At 71.0% G+C, this 17,098-nt stretch carries 20 protein-coding genes; 10 read left to right on the top strand and 10 right to left on the bottom strand.

Annotated elements, in window-relative coordinates; all coding sequences use genetic code 11:
- Positions 1-9: 9 nt before the first annotated feature.
- The gene (locus ABGB12_RS03035; protein WP_347674375.1) at positions 10-330 is read right to left on the bottom strand and encodes a rhodanese-like domain-containing protein; all 321 of its coding nucleotides are present in this window, start codon (positions 328-330) and stop codon (positions 10-12) included.
- 141 nt (positions 331-471) lie between these two features.
- Between ABGB12_RS03035 and ABGB12_RS03030 the strand changes: the two genes are divergently transcribed.
- The 3 genes from ABGB12_RS03030 (at position 472) to ABGB12_RS03020 (ending at position 2,859) form a co-directional block, all read left to right on the top strand.
- Positions 472-1,032 carry an MFS transporter gene (locus ABGB12_RS03030; RefSeq protein WP_347674374.1) on the top strand — a complete coding sequence of 187 codons (561 nt, stop codon included), beginning with the start codon at positions 472-474 and terminating at the stop codon, positions 1,030-1,032.
- Positions 1,033-1,129: 97 nt separating this feature from the next.
- Positions 1,130-1,666, top strand: coding sequence for a copper chaperone PCu(A)C (locus tag ABGB12_RS03025; RefSeq protein ID WP_347674372.1), 537 nt, complete (start codon positions 1,130-1,132; stop codon positions 1,664-1,666).
- Positions 1,666-2,859: a Dyp-type peroxidase gene (locus tag ABGB12_RS03020; RefSeq protein ID WP_347674370.1), complete on the top strand. Its 1,194-nt coding sequence runs from the start codon at positions 1,666-1,668 to the stop codon at positions 2,857-2,859. The genes ABGB12_RS03025 and ABGB12_RS03020 overlap by 1 nt, the downstream gene beginning before the upstream one ends.
- Before the next feature lie 44 nt (positions 2,860-2,903).
- On the opposite strand, the gene ABGB12_RS03015 is transcribed toward ABGB12_RS03020, so the two are convergent.
- Complete coding sequence (locus ABGB12_RS03015) at positions 2,904-3,455, bottom strand: PadR family transcriptional regulator (RefSeq protein ID WP_347674368.1); 552 nt, start codon at positions 3,453-3,455, stop codon at positions 2,904-2,906.
- An 86-nt stretch (positions 3,456-3,541) separates the two neighbouring features.
- Between ABGB12_RS03015 and ABGB12_RS03010 the strand changes: the two genes are divergently transcribed.
- The gene (locus tag ABGB12_RS03010) at positions 3,542-5,056 is read left to right on the top strand and encodes a long-chain fatty acid--CoA ligase (RefSeq protein WP_347674367.1); all 1,515 of its coding nucleotides are present in this window, start codon (positions 3,542-3,544) and stop codon (positions 5,054-5,056) included.
- Positions 5,057-5,139: 83 nt separating this feature from the next.
- On the opposite strand, the gene ABGB12_RS03005 is transcribed toward ABGB12_RS03010, so the two are convergent.
- The 3 genes from ABGB12_RS03005 to ABGB12_RS02995 are packed head-to-tail and all read right to left on the bottom strand — an operon-like array spanning position 5,140 to position 8,008.
- A complete protein-coding gene (locus ABGB12_RS03005) occupies positions 5,140-6,321 on the bottom strand; it encodes an alpha/beta hydrolase (RefSeq protein WP_347674365.1) in 1,182 nt (393 codons plus the stop codon).
- Positions 6,318-7,412, bottom strand: coding sequence for a homogentisate 1,2-dioxygenase (locus ABGB12_RS03000; RefSeq protein WP_347674363.1), 1,095 nt, complete (start codon positions 7,410-7,412; stop codon positions 6,318-6,320). Before ABGB12_RS03000 ends, ABGB12_RS03005 begins: the two co-directional genes overlap by 4 nt.
- A 5-nt stretch (positions 7,413-7,417) precedes the next feature.
- Positions 7,418-8,008, bottom strand: coding sequence for a TetR/AcrR family transcriptional regulator (locus ABGB12_RS02995; RefSeq protein ID WP_347674361.1), 591 nt, complete (start codon positions 8,006-8,008; stop codon positions 7,418-7,420).
- Between the two features lie 122 nt (positions 8,009-8,130).
- On the opposite strand from ABGB12_RS02995, the gene ABGB12_RS02990 reads away from it, so the two are divergent.
- The 3 genes from ABGB12_RS02990 (at position 8,131) to ABGB12_RS02980 (ending at position 9,757) form a co-directional block, all read left to right on the top strand.
- Positions 8,131-8,925 (top strand): SDR family oxidoreductase, encoded by a 795-nt coding sequence (locus ABGB12_RS02990; protein WP_347674360.1) that lies wholly within the window; start codon positions 8,131-8,133, stop codon positions 8,923-8,925.
- Between the two features lie 69 nt (positions 8,926-8,994).
- Positions 8,995-9,360 carry a thioredoxin gene (gene trxA, locus ABGB12_RS02985; RefSeq protein WP_347674359.1) on the top strand — a complete coding sequence of 122 codons (366 nt, stop codon included), beginning with the start codon at positions 8,995-8,997 and terminating at the stop codon, positions 9,358-9,360.
- A 130-nt stretch (positions 9,361-9,490) separates the two neighbouring features.
- A complete protein-coding gene (locus ABGB12_RS02980) occupies positions 9,491-9,757 on the top strand; it encodes a metal-sensitive transcriptional regulator (protein WP_347674357.1) in 267 nt (88 codons plus the stop codon).
- Between the two features lie 19 nt (positions 9,758-9,776).
- Here ABGB12_RS02980 and ABGB12_RS02975 read toward each other — a convergent pair whose 3' ends face one another.
- Entirely contained in the window at positions 9,777-11,000 is a 1,224-nt protein-coding gene (locus tag ABGB12_RS02975) for an oxygenase MpaB family protein (protein WP_347674355.1), read from the bottom strand.
- Positions 11,001-11,034: 34 nt separating this feature from the next.
- Positions 11,035-12,333 (bottom strand): family 1 glycosylhydrolase, encoded by a 1,299-nt coding sequence (locus ABGB12_RS02970; protein WP_347674353.1) that lies wholly within the window; start codon positions 12,331-12,333, stop codon positions 11,035-11,037.
- 149 nt (positions 12,334-12,482) lie between these two features.
- Between ABGB12_RS02970 and ABGB12_RS02965 the strand changes: the two genes are divergently transcribed.
- Complete coding sequence (locus tag ABGB12_RS02965; RefSeq protein ID WP_347674352.1) at positions 12,483-12,950, top strand: hypothetical protein; 468 nt, start codon at positions 12,483-12,485, stop codon at positions 12,948-12,950.
- A 7-nt stretch (positions 12,951-12,957) separates the two neighbouring features.
- Here the strand turns inward: ABGB12_RS02965 and ABGB12_RS02960 are convergent, their stop codons facing one another.
- The 3 genes from ABGB12_RS02960 to ABGB12_RS02950 form a co-directional block, all read right to left on the bottom strand.
- Positions 12,958-13,122 (bottom strand): hypothetical protein, encoded by a 165-nt coding sequence (locus ABGB12_RS02960; RefSeq protein WP_347674350.1) that lies wholly within the window; start codon positions 13,120-13,122, stop codon positions 12,958-12,960.
- 3 nt (positions 13,123-13,125) lie between these two features.
- Positions 13,126-14,064: a hypothetical protein gene (locus ABGB12_RS02955; RefSeq protein ID WP_347674349.1), complete on the bottom strand. Its 939-nt coding sequence runs from the start codon at positions 14,062-14,064 to the stop codon at positions 13,126-13,128.
- Between the two features lie 81 nt (positions 14,065-14,145).
- Positions 14,146-15,054 (bottom strand): LLM class F420-dependent oxidoreductase, encoded by a 909-nt coding sequence (locus ABGB12_RS02950; RefSeq protein WP_347674348.1) that lies wholly within the window; start codon positions 15,052-15,054, stop codon positions 14,146-14,148.
- Between the two features lie 142 nt (positions 15,055-15,196).
- Between ABGB12_RS02950 and ABGB12_RS02945 the strand changes: the two genes are divergently transcribed.
- Positions 15,197-16,078 carry an SGNH/GDSL hydrolase family protein gene (locus ABGB12_RS02945; protein ID WP_347674347.1) on the top strand — a complete coding sequence of 294 codons (882 nt, stop codon included), beginning with the start codon at positions 15,197-15,199 and terminating at the stop codon, positions 16,076-16,078.
- A gap of 71 nt (positions 16,079-16,149) precedes the next feature.
- Complete coding sequence (locus ABGB12_RS02940) at positions 16,150-17,091, top strand: phosphotransferase family protein (RefSeq protein ID WP_347674345.1); 942 nt, start codon at positions 16,150-16,152, stop codon at positions 17,089-17,091.
- Positions 17,092-17,098 lie beyond the last annotated feature (7 nt).

The raw sequence follows: 17,098 nt of genomic DNA, 5'->3' as shown, positions 1-17,098 counted from the left end.
TTTTCCACTCTAGGCGGGGCCGGCACCCCGGGTGATCGGGCCTCCGGCGCGCATCCAGGCGCCGGTGCCTCCGGCGACGGACCAGGCGTCGACGCCCTTGTCGTTCATCCATTCGGCCGCGGTCAGGCTGCGGTTGCCGCTGGCGCAGATCACGTACACCGGCCGGTCCGTCGGCAGTTCGCCCATCCTGGCCGGGACCTGGCCCAGCGGCATCGGCACCGCGCCCGTCACGTGGCCCGCGATGTACTCGTGGGGTTCCCGGACGTCCACCACGTAGGCCCCGTTTCCGTGGGCGGTGGCGAACGAGGACAGATCAACCTCGTGAATCATGTTCTTGCTCCCTTCGTTTCGTCCAACATACCCCAGGGGGTATTTCTTCCCGCGCGTCGGGCCGGGCCCGGAATCCGGGCGGCGGCCCCGCCGCGACCCGGTTCGGAGAGGCCGCGAGGGCATGGCAGTATGACGGGCGAGATGAACGTCCTGCCCCCGCTGCGCCTGGTGCGCGCCTCGGTCTTCGCCGCGGTGTGCGTCGTCCTGGCGTCCGCCGGGCACACGACGGCCTCCGGGCGGCCGCTGGGCCCGGGAGCCGTGCTGGCCGGGTTCGCCGGGGCCCTCGTGGTCGCGATCATCCTGGCCGAGCGGGAACGCTCCCTCGCCGTGATCACCGGAGGGCTGCTGGGCGGGCAGTTCATGCTCCACTCGCTGTTCACCGCGGCCGCCGACCACCACGAGAACCTCGCGCAACTCGACCCCGCCGTGAACGGCGCCGAGATGACGGCGGCGCACCTGCTCGCCGCGCTGGGCTCCGGTTGGTGGCTGCGCCGGGGCGAGCGCCGGGTCTGGCGGCTGGCCCGGCAGGCGGCCAAGGCACTGATCCGGCCGCTTCTGCCGATCATCTCCGTGCTCGCCGAGCCCGTCCGGCACGTCGCGGCGCCTTCGGACGTCCCGCCGCCGCGCGCCATCTCCGAACTGAGGCACGTCCTCGTCCTCCGTGGTCCGCCGCGGGGTTTCCCGGCGCTCTCCACCGTCTGAGCGCCACCGGAGCCACCGGCCTGCCAAGGCCGCTCTTCACACCCGCCGCGCGGGTGAATCGGAAACCCTTCACACAGACCTTTCACGGAGAATCCGCATGTCTTCTCGTCTTCTCTCCCTGTTCGCCGCCCTCGCCGTGGGTTCGGTCGCCCTCACCGGCTGCGGCGAGGACGCCACGGACAAGGAGGCCTCCCCCTCCCCCTCGGCCCCCGCATCCAGCACCGCCTCCAACCCCGCCTCCGCCCCGCTGGCCTTCGAGAACGCCTGGGTGAAGGCGGCGGAGTCGGGCATGACCGGGGCGTTCGGCACCCTCGTCAACTCCACCGGCGCCGAGATCAACCTGGTGTCCGCCACCACCCCGGCCTCGAAGATGGTCGAACTGCACGAGGTCGCCGGAGCCGGCGGCCAGACCCAGATGCGGGAGAAGGAAGGCGGATTCGTCATCCCCGCCGGGGGCAGGCTGGAGCTCAAGCCCGGCGGCTACCACATCATGCTCATGGGCCTCACCCAGAAGCTCGAGCCGGGCAACGAGGTCGCCTTCACCCTGACCCTGAAGGACGGTGCCAAGGTGGACGTCACCGCCGTGGTCAAGTCCTTCATGGGCGGCAACGAGACCTACGCTCCGGGACACTGATGTCCGGGCGGAGACTGAGCCGGCGGGGGCTCCTCGCCGGCGGCGCGGTGGCGGCGGGCGGGCTCGCCGCCACCGGCGGCTACCTCACCGGCAGGGGGACGGCGCCCGGAGAGTCCGAGGCGAACGCGGCCGAACAGCCCGGCACCGTCCCGTTCCACGGCGTCCACCAGGCGGGCGTCGCCACACCCCCGCAGACCTACGGGGCCTTCGTCGCCTTCGACCTGCGCGCCGGGACCACGAAGGAGTCGCTGGGACGGCTGATGCGGCTGCTCACCGACGACGCCCGGCGGCTCACCGAAGGACGGCCCGGGCTCGCCGACGCCCAGCCGGAACTCGCCGGCCTCCCGGCCCGGCTGACCGTCACGTTCGGCTTCGGGCCGGGTCTGTTCACCAAGACCGGCCTGGAGCATCAGCGCCCGATCACCGACCTGCCGGACTTCAAGGTCGACAGGCTGGAGGACCGCTGGAGCAGAGGCGACCTCCTGGTCCAGCTGTGCGGGGAGGACGCGGTCACCCTCGCCCACGCGCTCCGGCTGATCGTCAAGGACGCGCGGGACTTCGCGACGGTCCGCTGGGTCCAGCGCGGTTTCCGGCGCAGCCCCCAGGCCCAGCCGCCAGGGCAGACCCAGCGCAACCTCATGGGCCAGCTCGACGGCACCGTCCAGCCCGCCGACCTGGACAAGGCGGTGTGGATCTCCGGCGGCGGCCCGGCCTGGCTGAAGGGCGGCACCCTCATGGTCCTCCGCCGCATCCGGATGGACCTGGAGAAGTGGGACGCCGCGGACGAGGCGGCCAAGGAGTTCTCCATGGGCCGGAAACTCGCCGACGGAGCCCCCCTGACCGGCGGAAAGGAGACCGACGACCCGGACTTCACGGCGAAGGACGAGGTGGGCTTCCCCGTGATCGACGACGACGCCCACATCCGCCTGGCCCGGACGGGCGACCCGGCCCTGCGCATGCTGCGCCGCGGCTACAACTACGAGGAGGACGTCTCGCACGACGGCGTGGTCGACTCCGGCCTGCTGTTCGTCGCCTACCAGGCCGACCTGGCCCGCCAGTTCGTCCCGGTCCAGAAGCGCCTGGCCGAGTCCGACCTCCTCAACGCGTGGACGGTCCCGATCGGCTCGGCGGTCTTCGCGATGCCCCCCGGCTGCGACGAGAGGGGCTGGATCGGCGAGACCCTCCTGGCCTGATCAGGTGACCGGGCGGCCTCAGGCCCCGGCCGGAGGCCGCCCGGTCACCCCCTGGCCTCGAGTACCTCGATGGCCCGCAGGCACCAGTGCAGGGTGTCCTGCTCGAACATCCGGCCGCGCATGCAGGCGAGGTAGGGGCCGACGCGGGAGGAGCCGCCGAGGAACTCGGTCTCCTCGGCTCCGTCCCGGAGGCGCTCCAGTACCTTGTCGAGCATCGCGGCCCTGCTCCGCGACTGAGCGGCCCGCTCGCGCAGCTGCGCGATCAGGGAGGCGGCGTCGACCGCGTCCGCCGCGTAGACCTTCACCAGCAGGTCGTCCCGGTGCGCCGCCGGCCTGGCCGAGTCGGCGGCGAACCGTGCGAGCTCGGCGTATCCCGCCTCGGTGGGCACGAAGACCCGCTTGGTGGGCCGCCCCTGCTGGGGGACCTCCCTGCCGCGGATCAATCCGCTCCGCTCCAGCGTGTTCAGCTCGGCGTAGACCTGCTGCGGCCGGGCGTTCCACAGCTCGCCCACTCCCCGGTCGAACCGTTTTCCCAGCTCGTAGCCGCTGGCCTCACCGTCGAGCAGCGCGGCGAGGACGGCGTGGCGTAGTGCCATACGGACTCCTATGTGGCTCTTGTCACGAGAGATGGTCATTGATATGAATACTCAAGTTCTTGAGTAATAAGTAGGGGGTTATTCGGATGGGCGGCTACCTTACGCAGGGTCTGCACCGGGCCTTGCAGCAGCGTCCCGACGCGGTCGCGACGATCTGCGGCGAGCGGACCAGGACCTTCGCCGAACAGGCCGACCGGGTCGCCCGCGCGGCCGGCGCGCTCCTGGGCCTCGGCGTCCGGCCGGGGGACAGGGTCGCGATCCTGTCCCAGAACTCCGACCACTACGCCGAACTGCTGCTGGCCGTCGCGTGGGCGGACGCCGTCGTCGTCCCGGTCAACATCCGCTGGAGCGCCGCGGAGATCGACCTGTCCCTGCACGACTGCGAGGCGGGCGTCCTGTTCGTCGACGAGGCGTTCGCCGGGCTGGTCCCGCAGCTCACCCGGGAGCTGACCGTCATCGGCATGGGCGAGAACCGCGACGGCCGCCACCTGGACGACCTCATCGCGGAGGCCGGACCGGTGCCGGACGTCCGGCGCGGCGGGGGCTCCCCGGCCGGGATCTTCTACACGGGCGGCACCACCGGCACCCCCAAGGGCGTGGTGCTCAGCCACGACAACGTCCTGGCCTCGGCGATGGGCTCGGCGGCCACCGGCCACCTGCACAACAGCCCCGACGACCGGGTGCTGCACGTCGCGCCGATGTTCCACATCGCGTGCTTCACCTCCTGGCTGATCGGCTCGCTCGCGGGCGCCACCCATGTGATGGTGCCCGGATTCCAGCCGGACGCCGTGCTCGACGCGATCGAGCGGCACCGCGTCACGGCCACGTTCCTCGTCCCCACGATGGTGACGATGCTGCTCGCCGACCCCACCCTGCCGAAACGGGATGTGAGCACCCTGCGCCGCGTCCTCTACGGTGCCTCCCCGATGCCGCAGTCCACCCTGGAGACGGCGATGTCCGTCCTTCCGGGGACGCGTTTCACCCAGGCCTACGGGATGACCGAACTGTCGCCGGTCGCGACGCTGCTCGGCCACGAGGACCACGTCCCCGGGCGGCTGCGCTCGGCCGGCCGCGCCGCCCCGCACACCGAGGTCCGGGTCGTCGGCGAGGACGGGACGGTCCTGCCCGTCGGCGAGGTCGGCGAGGTCGCGGTCCGCGGCGCGAACGCGATGATCGAGTACTGGAACCGCCCGAAGGAGACGGCCGAGGCGCTGCGCGACGGCTGGATGCACACGGGCGACGCGGGCTACCTCGACGCCGACGGCTACCTGTTCGTCGTCGACCGGTACAAGGACATGGTCATCACCGGCGGGGAGAACGTCTACTCCGTCGAGGTCGAGAACGCGCTCGCCGGTCATTCCGCGGTGGCCATGTGCGCCGTGATCGGGTTGCCCGACCCGCGGTGGGGCGAGCGGGTGCACGCGGTGGTCGTGCTCGCGGAGGGCGCCGCCGCGACCGAGGAGGAACTGCGGGAGCACGTCCGCGGCCTGATCGCCGGGTACAAGGTTCCGCGGAGCGTCGAGTTCGTCGACGCGCTCCCCATCTCCGGCCCGGGCAAGATCCTCAAGCACGAACTGCGCTCGGCCCGCAGCCAGGGCTGAGCCGGCCGGCAGACGGGGACGCCGGCGTTGACCCGGCGCCCGGCCTGGAACTCGAGGAGGGCTCCAGGCCGGGCGCGGCGCGCTCAGGAGGCCAGGCCGTGCCGGTCCAGCCAGCCGGTGATGAGGCCGACGGCCTCCTGGAGGTGGGGGCGCTGGTCGGGGCCCGCGTAGTAGTGGGTCGCGCCCTTGATCTCGTGGATCTCCTTGTCCTCGTGGGTGAAGGCCTCGTAGATGCGGTTGGTGTGGCTGGGCGTGCAGGCGTCGTCGGCGGAGTTGCCGATCACCAGCACGGGGACGGAGACGCCGGGGGCGCAGCGCTCGGCGTCGGCGTTGGCCTCGTCGTAGCTCCACTGCGACAGCCAGCTGCGCAGGGTGGTGAACCGGGCCAGTCCGGTCGGGCTCATGTTCACCACGCGCGGGTCGCCCTGGTAGCACCAGTTCGGGCGGCGGTCGTTGGGGTCGACGGCCGGGTCCAGCCAGCGCGGGTCGGCCATCGTGCCGTGGACGACGAAGGCGAACTCGTCGTGCGGACGCCCGGCGGCCTTCAAAGAGGCGAGCTTGGCCTTCACCCACCTGGTGATCCGCCGGTTGCGGGCGATCTGCGCCTCGCGGTAGCGGTCCAGGAACTCCTGGCCGTACGGGGGCTGGTTGGGGTTGTCGGGGTTGTAGAGATCGAGTTCCGGGTCCCGGACGGACGGGTCGTGCTCGTCGAGGATGGAGGCGTCCATCCACTCCGTCAGCGTCTGGTGGCGGCTGACGTGCGCGGCCAGCAGCATCAGGCCGTCGGCGGGGATCAGGCCGAGCGAGGTGAGGTCGGGGGCGTCCCCGGCCGGGGTGCGGGTGACCGTGGGGTTCTCGGCCTGCGCCTGGTAGAAGGCCGACAGCGCGCCGCCGCCGCTCCAGCCGGCCAGCACGACCTTGCCGTAGCCGAGCTTCTCCTTGGCGTGGCGGACGCACGCGCCGAGGTCCTGGGTGACCTTCTCCATGATGAGGGCGCTGTCCACGCCCCGGTAGCGGCTGTTGCAGTAGATGACGTGGTGCCCGGCCTTGGCCAGCGCGACGGTCATCGGCAGGTACGCGCCGCCGCCGATCGGGTGCATGAAGATGATGACGGTGTCCGACGCCTTCTGCGGACGCAGCAGGTGCGCTTCGAGCACGACGAACTCGCCGGTGCCGCCGTAGGTGTCGCGTACGGGCGAATCGTCGAGGAACGTGACGAGCAGGGGGATGCGGTCGTAGGGCCTGGCCGGCGCGGTGTCGCTCATGCGTTCTGGCTCGCTTCGGGGAGGAGGGCGGGGTTGACCTTGAGCGGGCGGCGCACGTCGATCGACATGACCACCCAGTTGATCTCGTCGTACTGGTCGAACTTCCGGCGGGAGCGCTCGCGCGCCTTCTCCGGCGGGCCGTGGTGGATGCCCTGCGGCGAGTGGGTGATGAGCCCGGCGGGCATGTCGATGCCGAACAGGCTGCCGTCGTGGAAGAGCGCGACCTCGTCGTAGTCGGCGTTGCGGTGGTACCAGGGCATGCGCTCGGCGCCGGGCCGCGTCTCGGCGGGCCGCGGCATGAAGTTCAGCACGACGACGCCCTCGGCCTGCAGGAAGAGGTGGACGGTCGGCGGCAGGTGGATCGACGCCGACGTGATCGCGTTGTAGTCCCGGATGTTGTACTTGAACGGGAAGTAGTCGCCCTTCCAGCCCTCCACGTCGCAGGGGTTGTGGGGGTAGAAGATCGAGCCCTGCTCCTCCCGGCGGGTCAGCCGGATCTCCCATTCGGGGCCGCCGTCGGTGAGGACCTCCGCCTCGGGCACGAAGACGGTCGAGGAGTCGAACGGGAAGTGCCTGCCCAGGATCCCGGCGGGCGGGGTGCGCAGCTCGTCGACGGTCTCGACGATGAGGAAGGCGCCGTTCGAGCCCTCGTCCGGGAGCTGCCGGTAGGTGACGGCCTTGGGCAGCAGCACCCAGTCGCCCGGCTCGTAGGGGATCGAGCCGAACTCCGTCTGGAAGACGCCGGTGCCGCGATGGACGAAGAACAGCTCGTCGCCTCCGACGTTGCGCGCGAAGAACGGCATCGCCTCGGCGCGGCGGCTCAGCAGGAACCGGACGTCGTCGTTGTGGTACAGGACCACGGGGTTGCCGCGCGGGTCCGTCAGGTCGGTGGGCTCCAGCCGGTCGACGAACGTCGCGTGCATCTGGATCGGGCCCTCGGCCCGGTAGACGGTCGGGTCGTTGCGCCGGTAGAGCTGGGCCTGCCTGCCGGTGAAGCCCATCCGGCCCAGCTCGTCGTCCTTCAGGCCGTCGAGGTCCCGGTGGACGTGGTCGGGCGTCCTGCCCTTGCGGAACTGCACGAACGATTCCATGTGCCTTACTCCTCGGGTGCGGGGTGGGGCGGGAGCAGGACTCCGCGCAGGAAGATGTCGCAGTACAGGTCGGCGATCCGGTCGGTGTCGAGCCGTCCGTCGGCCTCGATCCACAGGTACGAGTAGTTGAACATCCCGAGGATGCCGAGGACGGCGACGCGTGGTTCGGCCGGCTGGAACAGCCCGCGCTCCACGCCGGAGGCGTAGACACGCTGCCAGATCTCGGAGTACCGGCGGCGCAGCTCCAGCACGTGTTCCAGCCGTTCGCCGGTGAGGGCGTTGAAGTCGCGGTAGTGGACCGTCCACTCCAGCCGGTGGTCGGCGATGTTGCGCAGGAGGGTGCGGGCCAGCCGCCGGAAGCACTCGGTCTCGTCGGGCGTCTCTTCGACGATTCGGGAGGCGATGCCGACCATGTGCTCCAGCTGGGTGCGGCTGATCTCGTAGAGCAGGGACTCCTTGTTGCCGATGTGGTGGTACAGCGCGCCGCGCTTGAGGCCGACCTCCTGTTCGAGCTGCGCCATGCCCGCGCCGTGGTAGCCGTCCCGTGCGAAGAGGTGGGCTGCTGCCTTCAGGATGCGTTCACGCTGCGGGGACAACTCAGACCAGGCCTTTGATCGTGCGTACAGGGATCTATCACACATTGCGTACCGACCGATCGGTACGGTACAAGTGGCATCATTTCCTCGTCAATAACCTATTGATCCGTTGGAGACGCACTGTGAACACACAGCCTGAGAACGCCTTCCCGACGGGGCCGGGCTCGCTCACCGCCGACCTGTCCGGCCGGGTCGCGGTCGTCACCGGGGCCTCCAGCGGACTCGGCTCCCGGTTCGCCGAACTGCTCGCCCGCTCCGGCGCCACCGTCGTGGCCGCCGCGCGGCGCAAGGACCGGCTCGAGGAGCTGGCCGAGCGGGTGCCCGGCATCGTCCCCGCGGTCTGCGACGTGACGGACGACGCCTCGCGACGGGAGCTGCTGCGCACGTCCCTGGCTCAGACCGGCCGCGTCGACGTGCTGGTGAACAACGCGGGCCACGGCTACCAGAAGGCCGCGCTGGACGAGACCGTCGAGGAGTTCGAGGGCATCGTCGCGCTGAACCTCACCTCGACCTTCGCGCTGGCGACGCTCTTCGCCCGCGAGATGATCGCCGCGGGCGGGGGCAGCATCATCAACCTGGCCTCGATCCTCGGCCTGGTCGCCGCCTACCCCTCCTCCCAGGTCTCCTACGTCGCGGCGAAGTCCGGCGTCGTCGGCCTCACCCGCGACCTGGGCGTGCAGTGGGCCCGGCAGGGCGTGCGGGTCAACGCGCTGGCCCCGGGCTGGTTCCCCAGCGAGGCCACCGACGACATGTTCTCCGACGAGCAGAGCCACCGCTGGATGGTGCGCAACACGCCCATGGGACGGGGTGGCCGGACGGGCGAGCTGGACGGCGCGCTGCTCCTGCTGGCCAGCGACGCGTCCTCCTTCATGACCGGGCAGACCATCACGGTCGACGGCGGCTGGACCGTACGCTGATCCCTCCGGGAACAAATTCCGCCCCGCAGGTGTTCTCATACCCGTAGGGGTATTCTGAGAGGAGAGAACATGGCGACCGTGGAACTGACCAAGGACACGTTCCAGGAGGCTGTGGACCAGGGTGGCGTCCTTCTGGTGGACTTCTGGGCGTCCTGGTGCGGCCCGTGCCGCCAGTTCGCGCCGGTCTTCGAGCGGGTCTCGGAGCGGCACGACGACGTGGTGTTCGCGAAGATCGACACTGAGGCGCAGCCGGAACTGGCCGGCGCCTTCCAGATCACCTCGATTCCCACGCTGGCCGTCATCAAGGACAAGGTCGTGGTCTTCGCCCAGCCGGGCGCGCTCCCCGAGCGCGCACTGGAGGACCTCGTCGACCAGGCCAAGCAGCTGGACATGGACGAGGTGCGTCGCCAGATCGCCGAGTCCGAGCAAGCCTGAGCCCCACCCGGGGGCAGGAGTCCGGCCCCCGGAGGAAACCGCCGCCGGACGGTCTCCGTCCGGCGGCGGTTCCATATACCCCCGCGGGTATCATGAGAATTCAAGACGGAGCCTGTTACAGGAGGTCCACATGAAAGTCGACGAGGAGGTCGTCGGTTCGGTCCTGAACCGGCTCCGCCGTGCCCAGGGCCAGCTGGCCGGGGTCATCGCGATGATCGAGGCGGGTCGTGACTGCAAGGACGTCGTCACCCAGCTCGCCGCGGTCTCCCGCGCCCTCGACCGGGCGGGATTCAAGATCGTCGCCAGCGGCATGCGCCAGTGCATGGCCGCCGCCGACGGAGACGCCCCCCCGATGACGGAGGAGGAGCTGGAGAGGCTCTTCCTCGCCCTGGCCTGACCCGCCTCCGGGCGGGGACTCAGCCGTCGGCGGCCGCGGCCGGATGGGCCGCGCCGCCGTCGGCCGCGTCCACCAGGTCGTGGCCGACGCCGAGGCGTTCGGCGGTGGCCGCGGAGGCGTCGTCGATGAACTTCAGGCTGCGGCGCAGCTTGCGGTCCAGCTCCCCGGGGATGAGCCGCTGGAGCTCGTTGAAGACGAAGACCGGTGGGGCCAGCACGGCCGGCAGGTGGCGCCAGACGTTGCGCTCGACGTTCAGCAGGTCGGCGGTCCGGTCTCCGGTGAAGGCGCGGGAGAGGCCGTGGCCCATCGGGCGGGCGGCCCTGCGGACCAGCGGGGCGAGCCTGCCGCTCTGGTCGGCCAGGCTGTCGGGCATGATCGTGTCGAGCAGTTCGGCGACCAGCTCGCGGCTGTAGTCGCTGGGCTCCGAGCCGGTCAGATGGTAGATCCGCTCCAGCTCGACGAACTCGTCCTCGGTCTTGGGCAGGACGCGCTCGTCGATGCCCATGAGGTGGCCGACGTACCGGAACAGGTGGTAGACCGCCTCCCGCTCCCGCGCGGTGTGGCGGATGCCGAAGCTCTTCATCACCCGCAGCGGGATGAGGCTGAACTCGATCAGGGTGTAGGCCGAGTCGGCCTGGTTGATCGGGTGGCCGAGCCGCTCGGAGTCCCAGGGCAGGCCGTCGAGGATGTGGTGCCTGACGAACGCGTGGATCAGTCGCACCCGCACGGTGGTGGCGACCCCGGACGCGAAGCGCTCCAGCCCGCCTGGGCGGGTGGTGGCCCACAGCCAGGAGGCGGTCTCGAACGTGCGCACCTGGCCCTGGTCGGTGAACCTGCGGGTGAGCGCGAGCGGCTCGACCGCGGCGCCGTTGACGTAGCTGCCCACCAGGGAGGCGGGCCCGAGCGCCAGCCCGATCGTGACCGGGTGCCGGCAGTAGGCGCGGGACGCCTCGTCCAGCAGGTCCTGCCGCAGCCATTCGGGCCGGTGGTCGATCTCGGCGAAGAGCTTCTTGATCGACTCGGGCGGATCCTGCAGGCTCTCGACGCCCTCGGCCAGGCCCTTGCGGATCATCTTCATGCCCTTGCCGCGCCCCATGGCCACCAGGTCGGCGACGACGGCGTCCGCGGTGGGGTCGCCCCAGGTGAGGGCGTCGAGAAAGACCTGCGCGCGCTCCCCGTACCGGGCCAGCGCGACCTCGGGCTGGGCGACCCGCCCGGGCGCGGAGATCGACGGTGTGCTCATGGCCCAGCAGCCTAGGTCAGTAAGTGATTGCTTTCTAGGGGTAAGGCGGGGTTTCCGGGGGCGAAAGGCAGGTGGTCACCAGTGCGGGCAGAGAACACCGGGCCGGTTCCTTGACCGGGACGTAGCCCGCCGGAAGGCCGTTGCGGCGGATGATGCCGCGGTAGGCCGCCACGGCCTCCGTGGGGCGGCGCTCCAGAGCCGGATCGCTCTCCACGTCCACCGTGTAGAGGCCGAAACGGGGACGGTAGGAGCCCCACTCGTAGGCGTCCAGAAGGGCCCAGTAGTTGTAGCCGATCACGTTGATGCCGTCCTTGATGGCGCGGTGGATCCAGTAGACGTGATCGCTGATGGAGTGGGAGCGCTGGTAGCCGTCCGCCTGCGGCCTGCCGCCGTCGGTGGCCGCGCCGTTCTCGATGATGTAGATCGGCAGGTGGGGGAGCCTGCGGTGGTAGTCGTGCAGCACGTGGTACAGCCCGTCGGGCTCGGCCTCGATCCGCCAGTACTCGCCGCCGAAGACGCGGAGCACCGTCAGGTTCGCGGCGCTCATGCTGAGGTAGTAGTCGAGGCCGATGTAGTCGAGCTTGTCCGGCACCTCGGTGAAGAGGGCCCGGTCGAACAGCGGGTTGAGCACCGTGCTGTAGGCGACGTTCGCGGTCACCATGGCGTCGTCGTCGATCCGGTGGATGAGGTCGTAGGCCCTGCGGTGCGCCTTGATGAGATTGGCGCTCATGACGGGCGCCTCGGACAGCCTGATCGCCTTGTTCCGGACCTCGTCCAGGATGTAGTAGCTCGCCTCGTTGAACGTCACCCACAGGACGTCGTACTTCGCGTAGCGCCTGACGACGAACCGCGCGAAGTCCAGCCAGTCCTCGATGGTCCGCTCGTTCTTCCACGCCCCCTGGTCGTGCACCCATCCGGGGTGCACGAAATGGCTGAGGCTCAGCATCGGACGCATTCCGTGGGAGGCCATCCGCGCGACGAGGTCGTCGTAGTAGCGGACCTCCTTCCAGTCGATCCTCCCGCGCTCGGGCTCGATCCGGGCCCACTCGAGCGAGGCGCGGAAGACGTCGACGCCCAGCGAGGCCGCGCGCTCCAGGTCCTCCCGGTACCGGTGCCGGAAGTCGACGCTGTCGCGGTACGGAGCCTTGTCCTTGCGCGCGGCCAGGTACCGCTTCCAGTTGCTGTCCGGAAAATGCCCCTCATGCTGGAATCCCGACACCCCGACGCCCCACATGAACCCCTTGGGGAATCCGCCCCCGGCTTCCGCCGCGGCGGGCAAGGGGGCCAGAAGAACCGCCGTCATCGCCAGGAGTACCGCGAACGTACGCGTCATCGTTCCGCCTGAGACTCTCGCCATCGGAGTTTCCCGGATGGTACGGGCGAACGGCGGCCGACGCCATGACAAGGGATTGTCAGCGGGAGTCAGCGGGTCGGGGCGAAAAAGGAAGATGCGGAGGTTCTCGCGGGGCTTATGCTCCGCTCATGCGGATCTTCACGGCCGACGGATCGGATGTCGCCTTCGTCGCGGTGGGGCAGGAAGCCACTGGGATCATCGCGATCGGGCAGATCGCGAACGGGGTGGTCGCGATCGGGCAGGTCGCCACCGGAGTGGTCGCGATCGGGCAGCTCGCGCGGGGGTTCTTCGCCGTGGGCATGCTGGCGGCGGGGGTGGTGTCGGTGGGGATGCTGGGGATCGGCGTGGTGTGGACGTCGGGAATGCTGGCGGTGGCGCCGTTCGCCGGGCCCGGCATGCTCGTGCTGGGTCTTCTCGGCAGGCTCTCGGTGACGGAGGCGTTCAGCCCGCACACGCGGTGGAGTCCACCGTGGAAGGCGCTGCCTCCGTGGCGGGTCTTCCTCGGCACGGCGGGGCTGGTGCTGCTCGCCGTGCTCTGGTGGTACACGACGGGCATGGGCCTGATGCTGCCGCGGATCGTCCTCGGGTTCGGCTGAGCGGTGCTCAGGAGGTTCCCGAAGCCCAGGCCAGGAACAGCACGAAGACCGTCAGCGCCAGCAGGAGCGCTCCGATCGCGTTGACCCAGCCGGGGACGCGGGAGAACAGCAGGTGGCCGCCTCGGGAGAATCCCGCGCTGGGGTCGTGTCGTGAGGGGGTCCGCTCGGCCATCGGTCAGCTCGCCTTCGTGTCGGGGACCAGGGACAGCCCGGCCCGGCGGGCCTTGGCGACGCTGGCGCGCAGCGCCTCCTCGACGATCCGCGCCTGCTCGGTCAGGCCGCCGAGCTCGGCGACGGCCAGCTCGTCGCGGACGGTGCGGGCCAGCAGCTCCTGGTATGCGTCGCCGTTGGAGGCGAGCCGCTGGATCGTCCGCCACTGCTCCAGCGCGTCATCGGCGGCCCGCGTCTGCGCGGCGTACCTCTCCAGCGCCGCGATCCGCTCGGTCACCGACGCGGTGGCCAGACGCAGGACCTCCTTCTGCGGGGCCAGCAGCTCGGCCACGCGGGGGTCGTCGGTACGCGCGCCCTCGTGCTCGTCGGTGAGGCGGTCGAGCTCCATCAGCGTCTGGGCGATCTCCCACTGCTGAGCGGGCAGCGTGACGGTGTTGCGGACATCGTCGAGCAGCCCCTGGGCGTTGACCTCCGAGTCCAGGACGGTCTCGACGGCTTTGACGGCCCGGTACAGCAGCGAGCGGTACTTCTGGGCGAGGTCGCCGTACTGCACGTAGTGCCCGTGGCGGTGCCGGGCGAGCCTGGCCGCCGCGTCCTCTCCGCAGAGCGCGAGGAGCACCAGCCACGCCGCCGGCAGGACCGCGAACACCAGCGCCGTGAAGACGAGCTGGGCCTGCCAGAACAGCGCTCCGATGAGCACGGCCTGGGCGGCCAGCCCGGCCGCCCTGACCTTGGGGCCGTGGAAGGTGCCCATGAGGCCGGGCAGGAACGTCCACACCGGCGCCTGCCAGAGCGCGAAGACCGCGTCGCGTCCCGTCCGCCCGCCGAAACGCGGCTCCGGGACCTTCTCCACAGGGCCGTACAGAGCCTCGGGCGCGCTCTTCAGGATCCGCTGCTCCTGGAGGGGCAGCTGCGGATCCACCACGACTTCGAACCTGGTCATGCCACCCTCCCGCGGGACTTCTCACAGGTAGACGCGGGAGAGCGGCACCTGGTTCTGGACGGGCCCGGTTCCGCCCGTGTCTCAGAGCAGGGACTTCAGGAGGGCGCGGGTGCGCTCCTTGTCCTTGCCCGAGAGGAAGCCGCCCGCGACGAAGTCCGTCACGCCCGCGTCCCTGAGGTCCTCGATGGCGGCGGTGACGGTGTCCTCGTCGCCCACGAGGGGGAGGTCGGCGGGCCCGGCGACGCCCTCGCGGTCCATCATCGCGCGGTAGGACGGGAGGTGCCCGTACATCGCGAAGATCTCGCCGGCGCGAGCGCGGGCGGCCTCGACGTCGTCGGTGACGCCGACGGGGAGGATGCACACGACGCGGGGGGCGGGGCGGCCCGCGGCCTCGGCGGCGGCCCTGATGGTCGGGACGATGTGCTCGCGGACGGTCTTGGGGCCGGTCATCCACAGGATCGTGCCGTCGGCCTGCTCGGCGGCGACCTTCAGCATCTTCGGCCCGAGCGCGGCGATGACGAGGGGGACGCGGCCCTCGTTCGGGACCGACAGGGAGATCTGGGCCTTGACGGTCTCGCCGGAGAAGGAGGCGGGCCGACCGTCCAGGAGGGGGGCGAGCACCGACAGGTACTCCTTCATGTGCCGGACGGGACGGCTGAAGTCGTAGCCGAACATGTCCTCGATGACGACCTTGTGGGAGAGCCCGACGCCGAGGGTGAGGCGCTGCCCGCCGATCGCGAGCGCGGTGGTCCTGGCCTGCTGGGCCAGCGCCGCCGGATGCCGGGGGTAGGTCGGCACCACGGACGTGCCCAGTTCGATGCCGGGCACCCGGCTGCCGGCGATCGCGAGGCCGGTCAGCGCGTCGAGGCCGAACACGTGGGTCATCCAGACGGAGGCGAACCCGTCGTCGGCGGCCTGACGCACGTCGGCGGTGAAGCGCTCCAGGGCGTCAGGTCCGCCGCGCTCGATCATCGAGATCCCGATCCGCATTTCCGTCTCCTCGTTTCCCCGGCCCGATGGCTCCGGCGATCTTCCTCGTCGGATTCTGCCGGATCGACCGCTCGGCGCAGCCTCCGGCCCGCACGTCGTATCGTCCCCCGAACCGCCGTATTCAAGTGTTCGAATGGTTACCATGCGCGATGGTTTCCCGTTCAAGAGCACGGCGTGCGCCACCGCCGCGGCCTGCCTGCTGCTCGGCTCGCAGGTCCCGGCGGGAGCGAAGGCCGGTACGCCCCTGCGTTATGTGGCGCTCGGAGACTCCTACACCTCGGCACCCTACGTCTCGCGGATCCGTCCGGGCTCGCCGCTGACGTGCCGCCGTTCCGCGCTCAACTATCCGGGACGGATCGCCCGCAAGCTGCGTCCCCGCAGCTTCACCGACATGAGCTGCTCGGGCGCCTCCCTGCGCCACCTGACCGCCCCGCAGGGCGCGAATCCGCCCCAGCTCAGCGCGCTCAGGCCGAACACCACGCTGGTCACCCTCACCCTGGCAGGCAACGACATCGGTTTCGACAGGTGGAAGACCTGCGCTCTGGTCAGCCTCATCGACTCCGAGGGCGCGCCGTGCCGCAGGAAGCTGCGACGCGAGGAAGGAGGCGACCCCTTCGCCCGGGCCGTCGCCCGGACGGGGCCGAGGTTCGGGGCGGCGCTGCGCCGGATCCGCGAACGCTCCCCGCTGGCCGAGGTCTACGTGCTGGGCTACCCGAGGCTCGTCCCGCCCACGGGCGGGGGCTGCTATCCGCGTGTGCCGCTGGCCCGCGGCGACGTCGGGATGGTGCGGAACGCGCAGCGCAGGCTGAACGCGATGCTCGCCTACCAGGCGCGGGTCAACGGCGCGGTGTTCGTCGACATGTCCAGACCTGGCCACGACATGTGCCAGCGCGACGACCGGAAGCGCTGGATCGAGCCCTTCTTCCCGGCCAGGCGCGGCGCGCCCCTCCACCCCAACGCCAGGGGCGCGGCGGCGATGGCCAGGGCCGTGCTGCGCGCCATGTGGTTCTCTGCGGACGTCTGAGCCCCTTCTCCCCGCCGGGTCGCGCGCCTAACATGGCCGCCGTGGAGGAGCTACCGAATGAGATTCGGCCCGTGTTGGCGGGCCTGGCCGAGGCCTACGGGCCCGGGGTGCGGGTCGAGGGGCTGCGCCGCGACAGCGGCGGGGCGTCCCGGCTGACCAGCGTGTTCGAGGCGGTGACCGAGGCGGGCGAGCGGCACCGGCTGGTCCTGCGGCTGGCCACGCCCGGCGCGAGCGAGGCCAGCAGCCCGCTCTCCCGGGAGGCGGCGCTCATGCGGGCGGCGCGCGCGGCGGGCGCGCCGGTGCCGGAGGTCATCGCGGCGGGCGACGGATCCTCGGGCGAACCCGAGTACATCGTGATGCCCTTCGTCGAGGGCGAGACGATCCCGCGCCGCGTCCTGCGCGCCCCCGAGCTGGCCGGGGCCAGGGAGGGGCTGGCCGCCGAGTGCGGGCGGATCCTCGCGGCGATCCACCGCATCCCGCCGGAGGCCGTGCCGGACCTGCCGGACGAGGACCAGCTGGAGGCCTGGGCGCGGATCCTGGACGGGCTCGGCACCCCCTACCCCGCGCTGGAGCTGGCGCTGCGGCGGCTGTCGCTGGACCGTCCGGACGCCGTCCGCCGGGTCGTCGTGCACGGCGACTTCCGCAACGGCAACCTCATGATCGGCCCGGACGGGGTGCGGGCCGTCCTGGACTGGGAGCTGTCCCACCTGGGCGACCCGCTGGAGGACCTGGGCTGGCTGTGCGCCAAGGCCTGGCGGTTCGGCTCGCCCCTGCCCGTCGGCGGGTTCGGCGAGTACGAGCAGCTCGTCACCGCCTACGAGGAGGCCTCCGGCACCGCCGTCGACCGGGACGCGGTGCGCTGGTGGGAGCTGTTCGGCGTGTTCCGCTGGGGCGTCATCTGCGCCCTGCAGACCCACCGCCACCTGACCGGCGGCGAGCGCTCGGTGGAACTCGCGGCGCTCGGCCGCCGGGTCGCGGAGAACGAGTGGGACCTGCTCCAGGCACTGGCCTGAGGGGGCG

The sequence above is a fragment of the Actinocorallia sp. B10E7 genome (assembly GCF_039871655.1).
GTDB lineage: Bacteria > Actinomycetota > Actinomycetes > Streptosporangiales > Streptosporangiaceae > Actinocorallia.
This window is presented reverse-complemented; position numbering and strand designations above follow the sequence as displayed.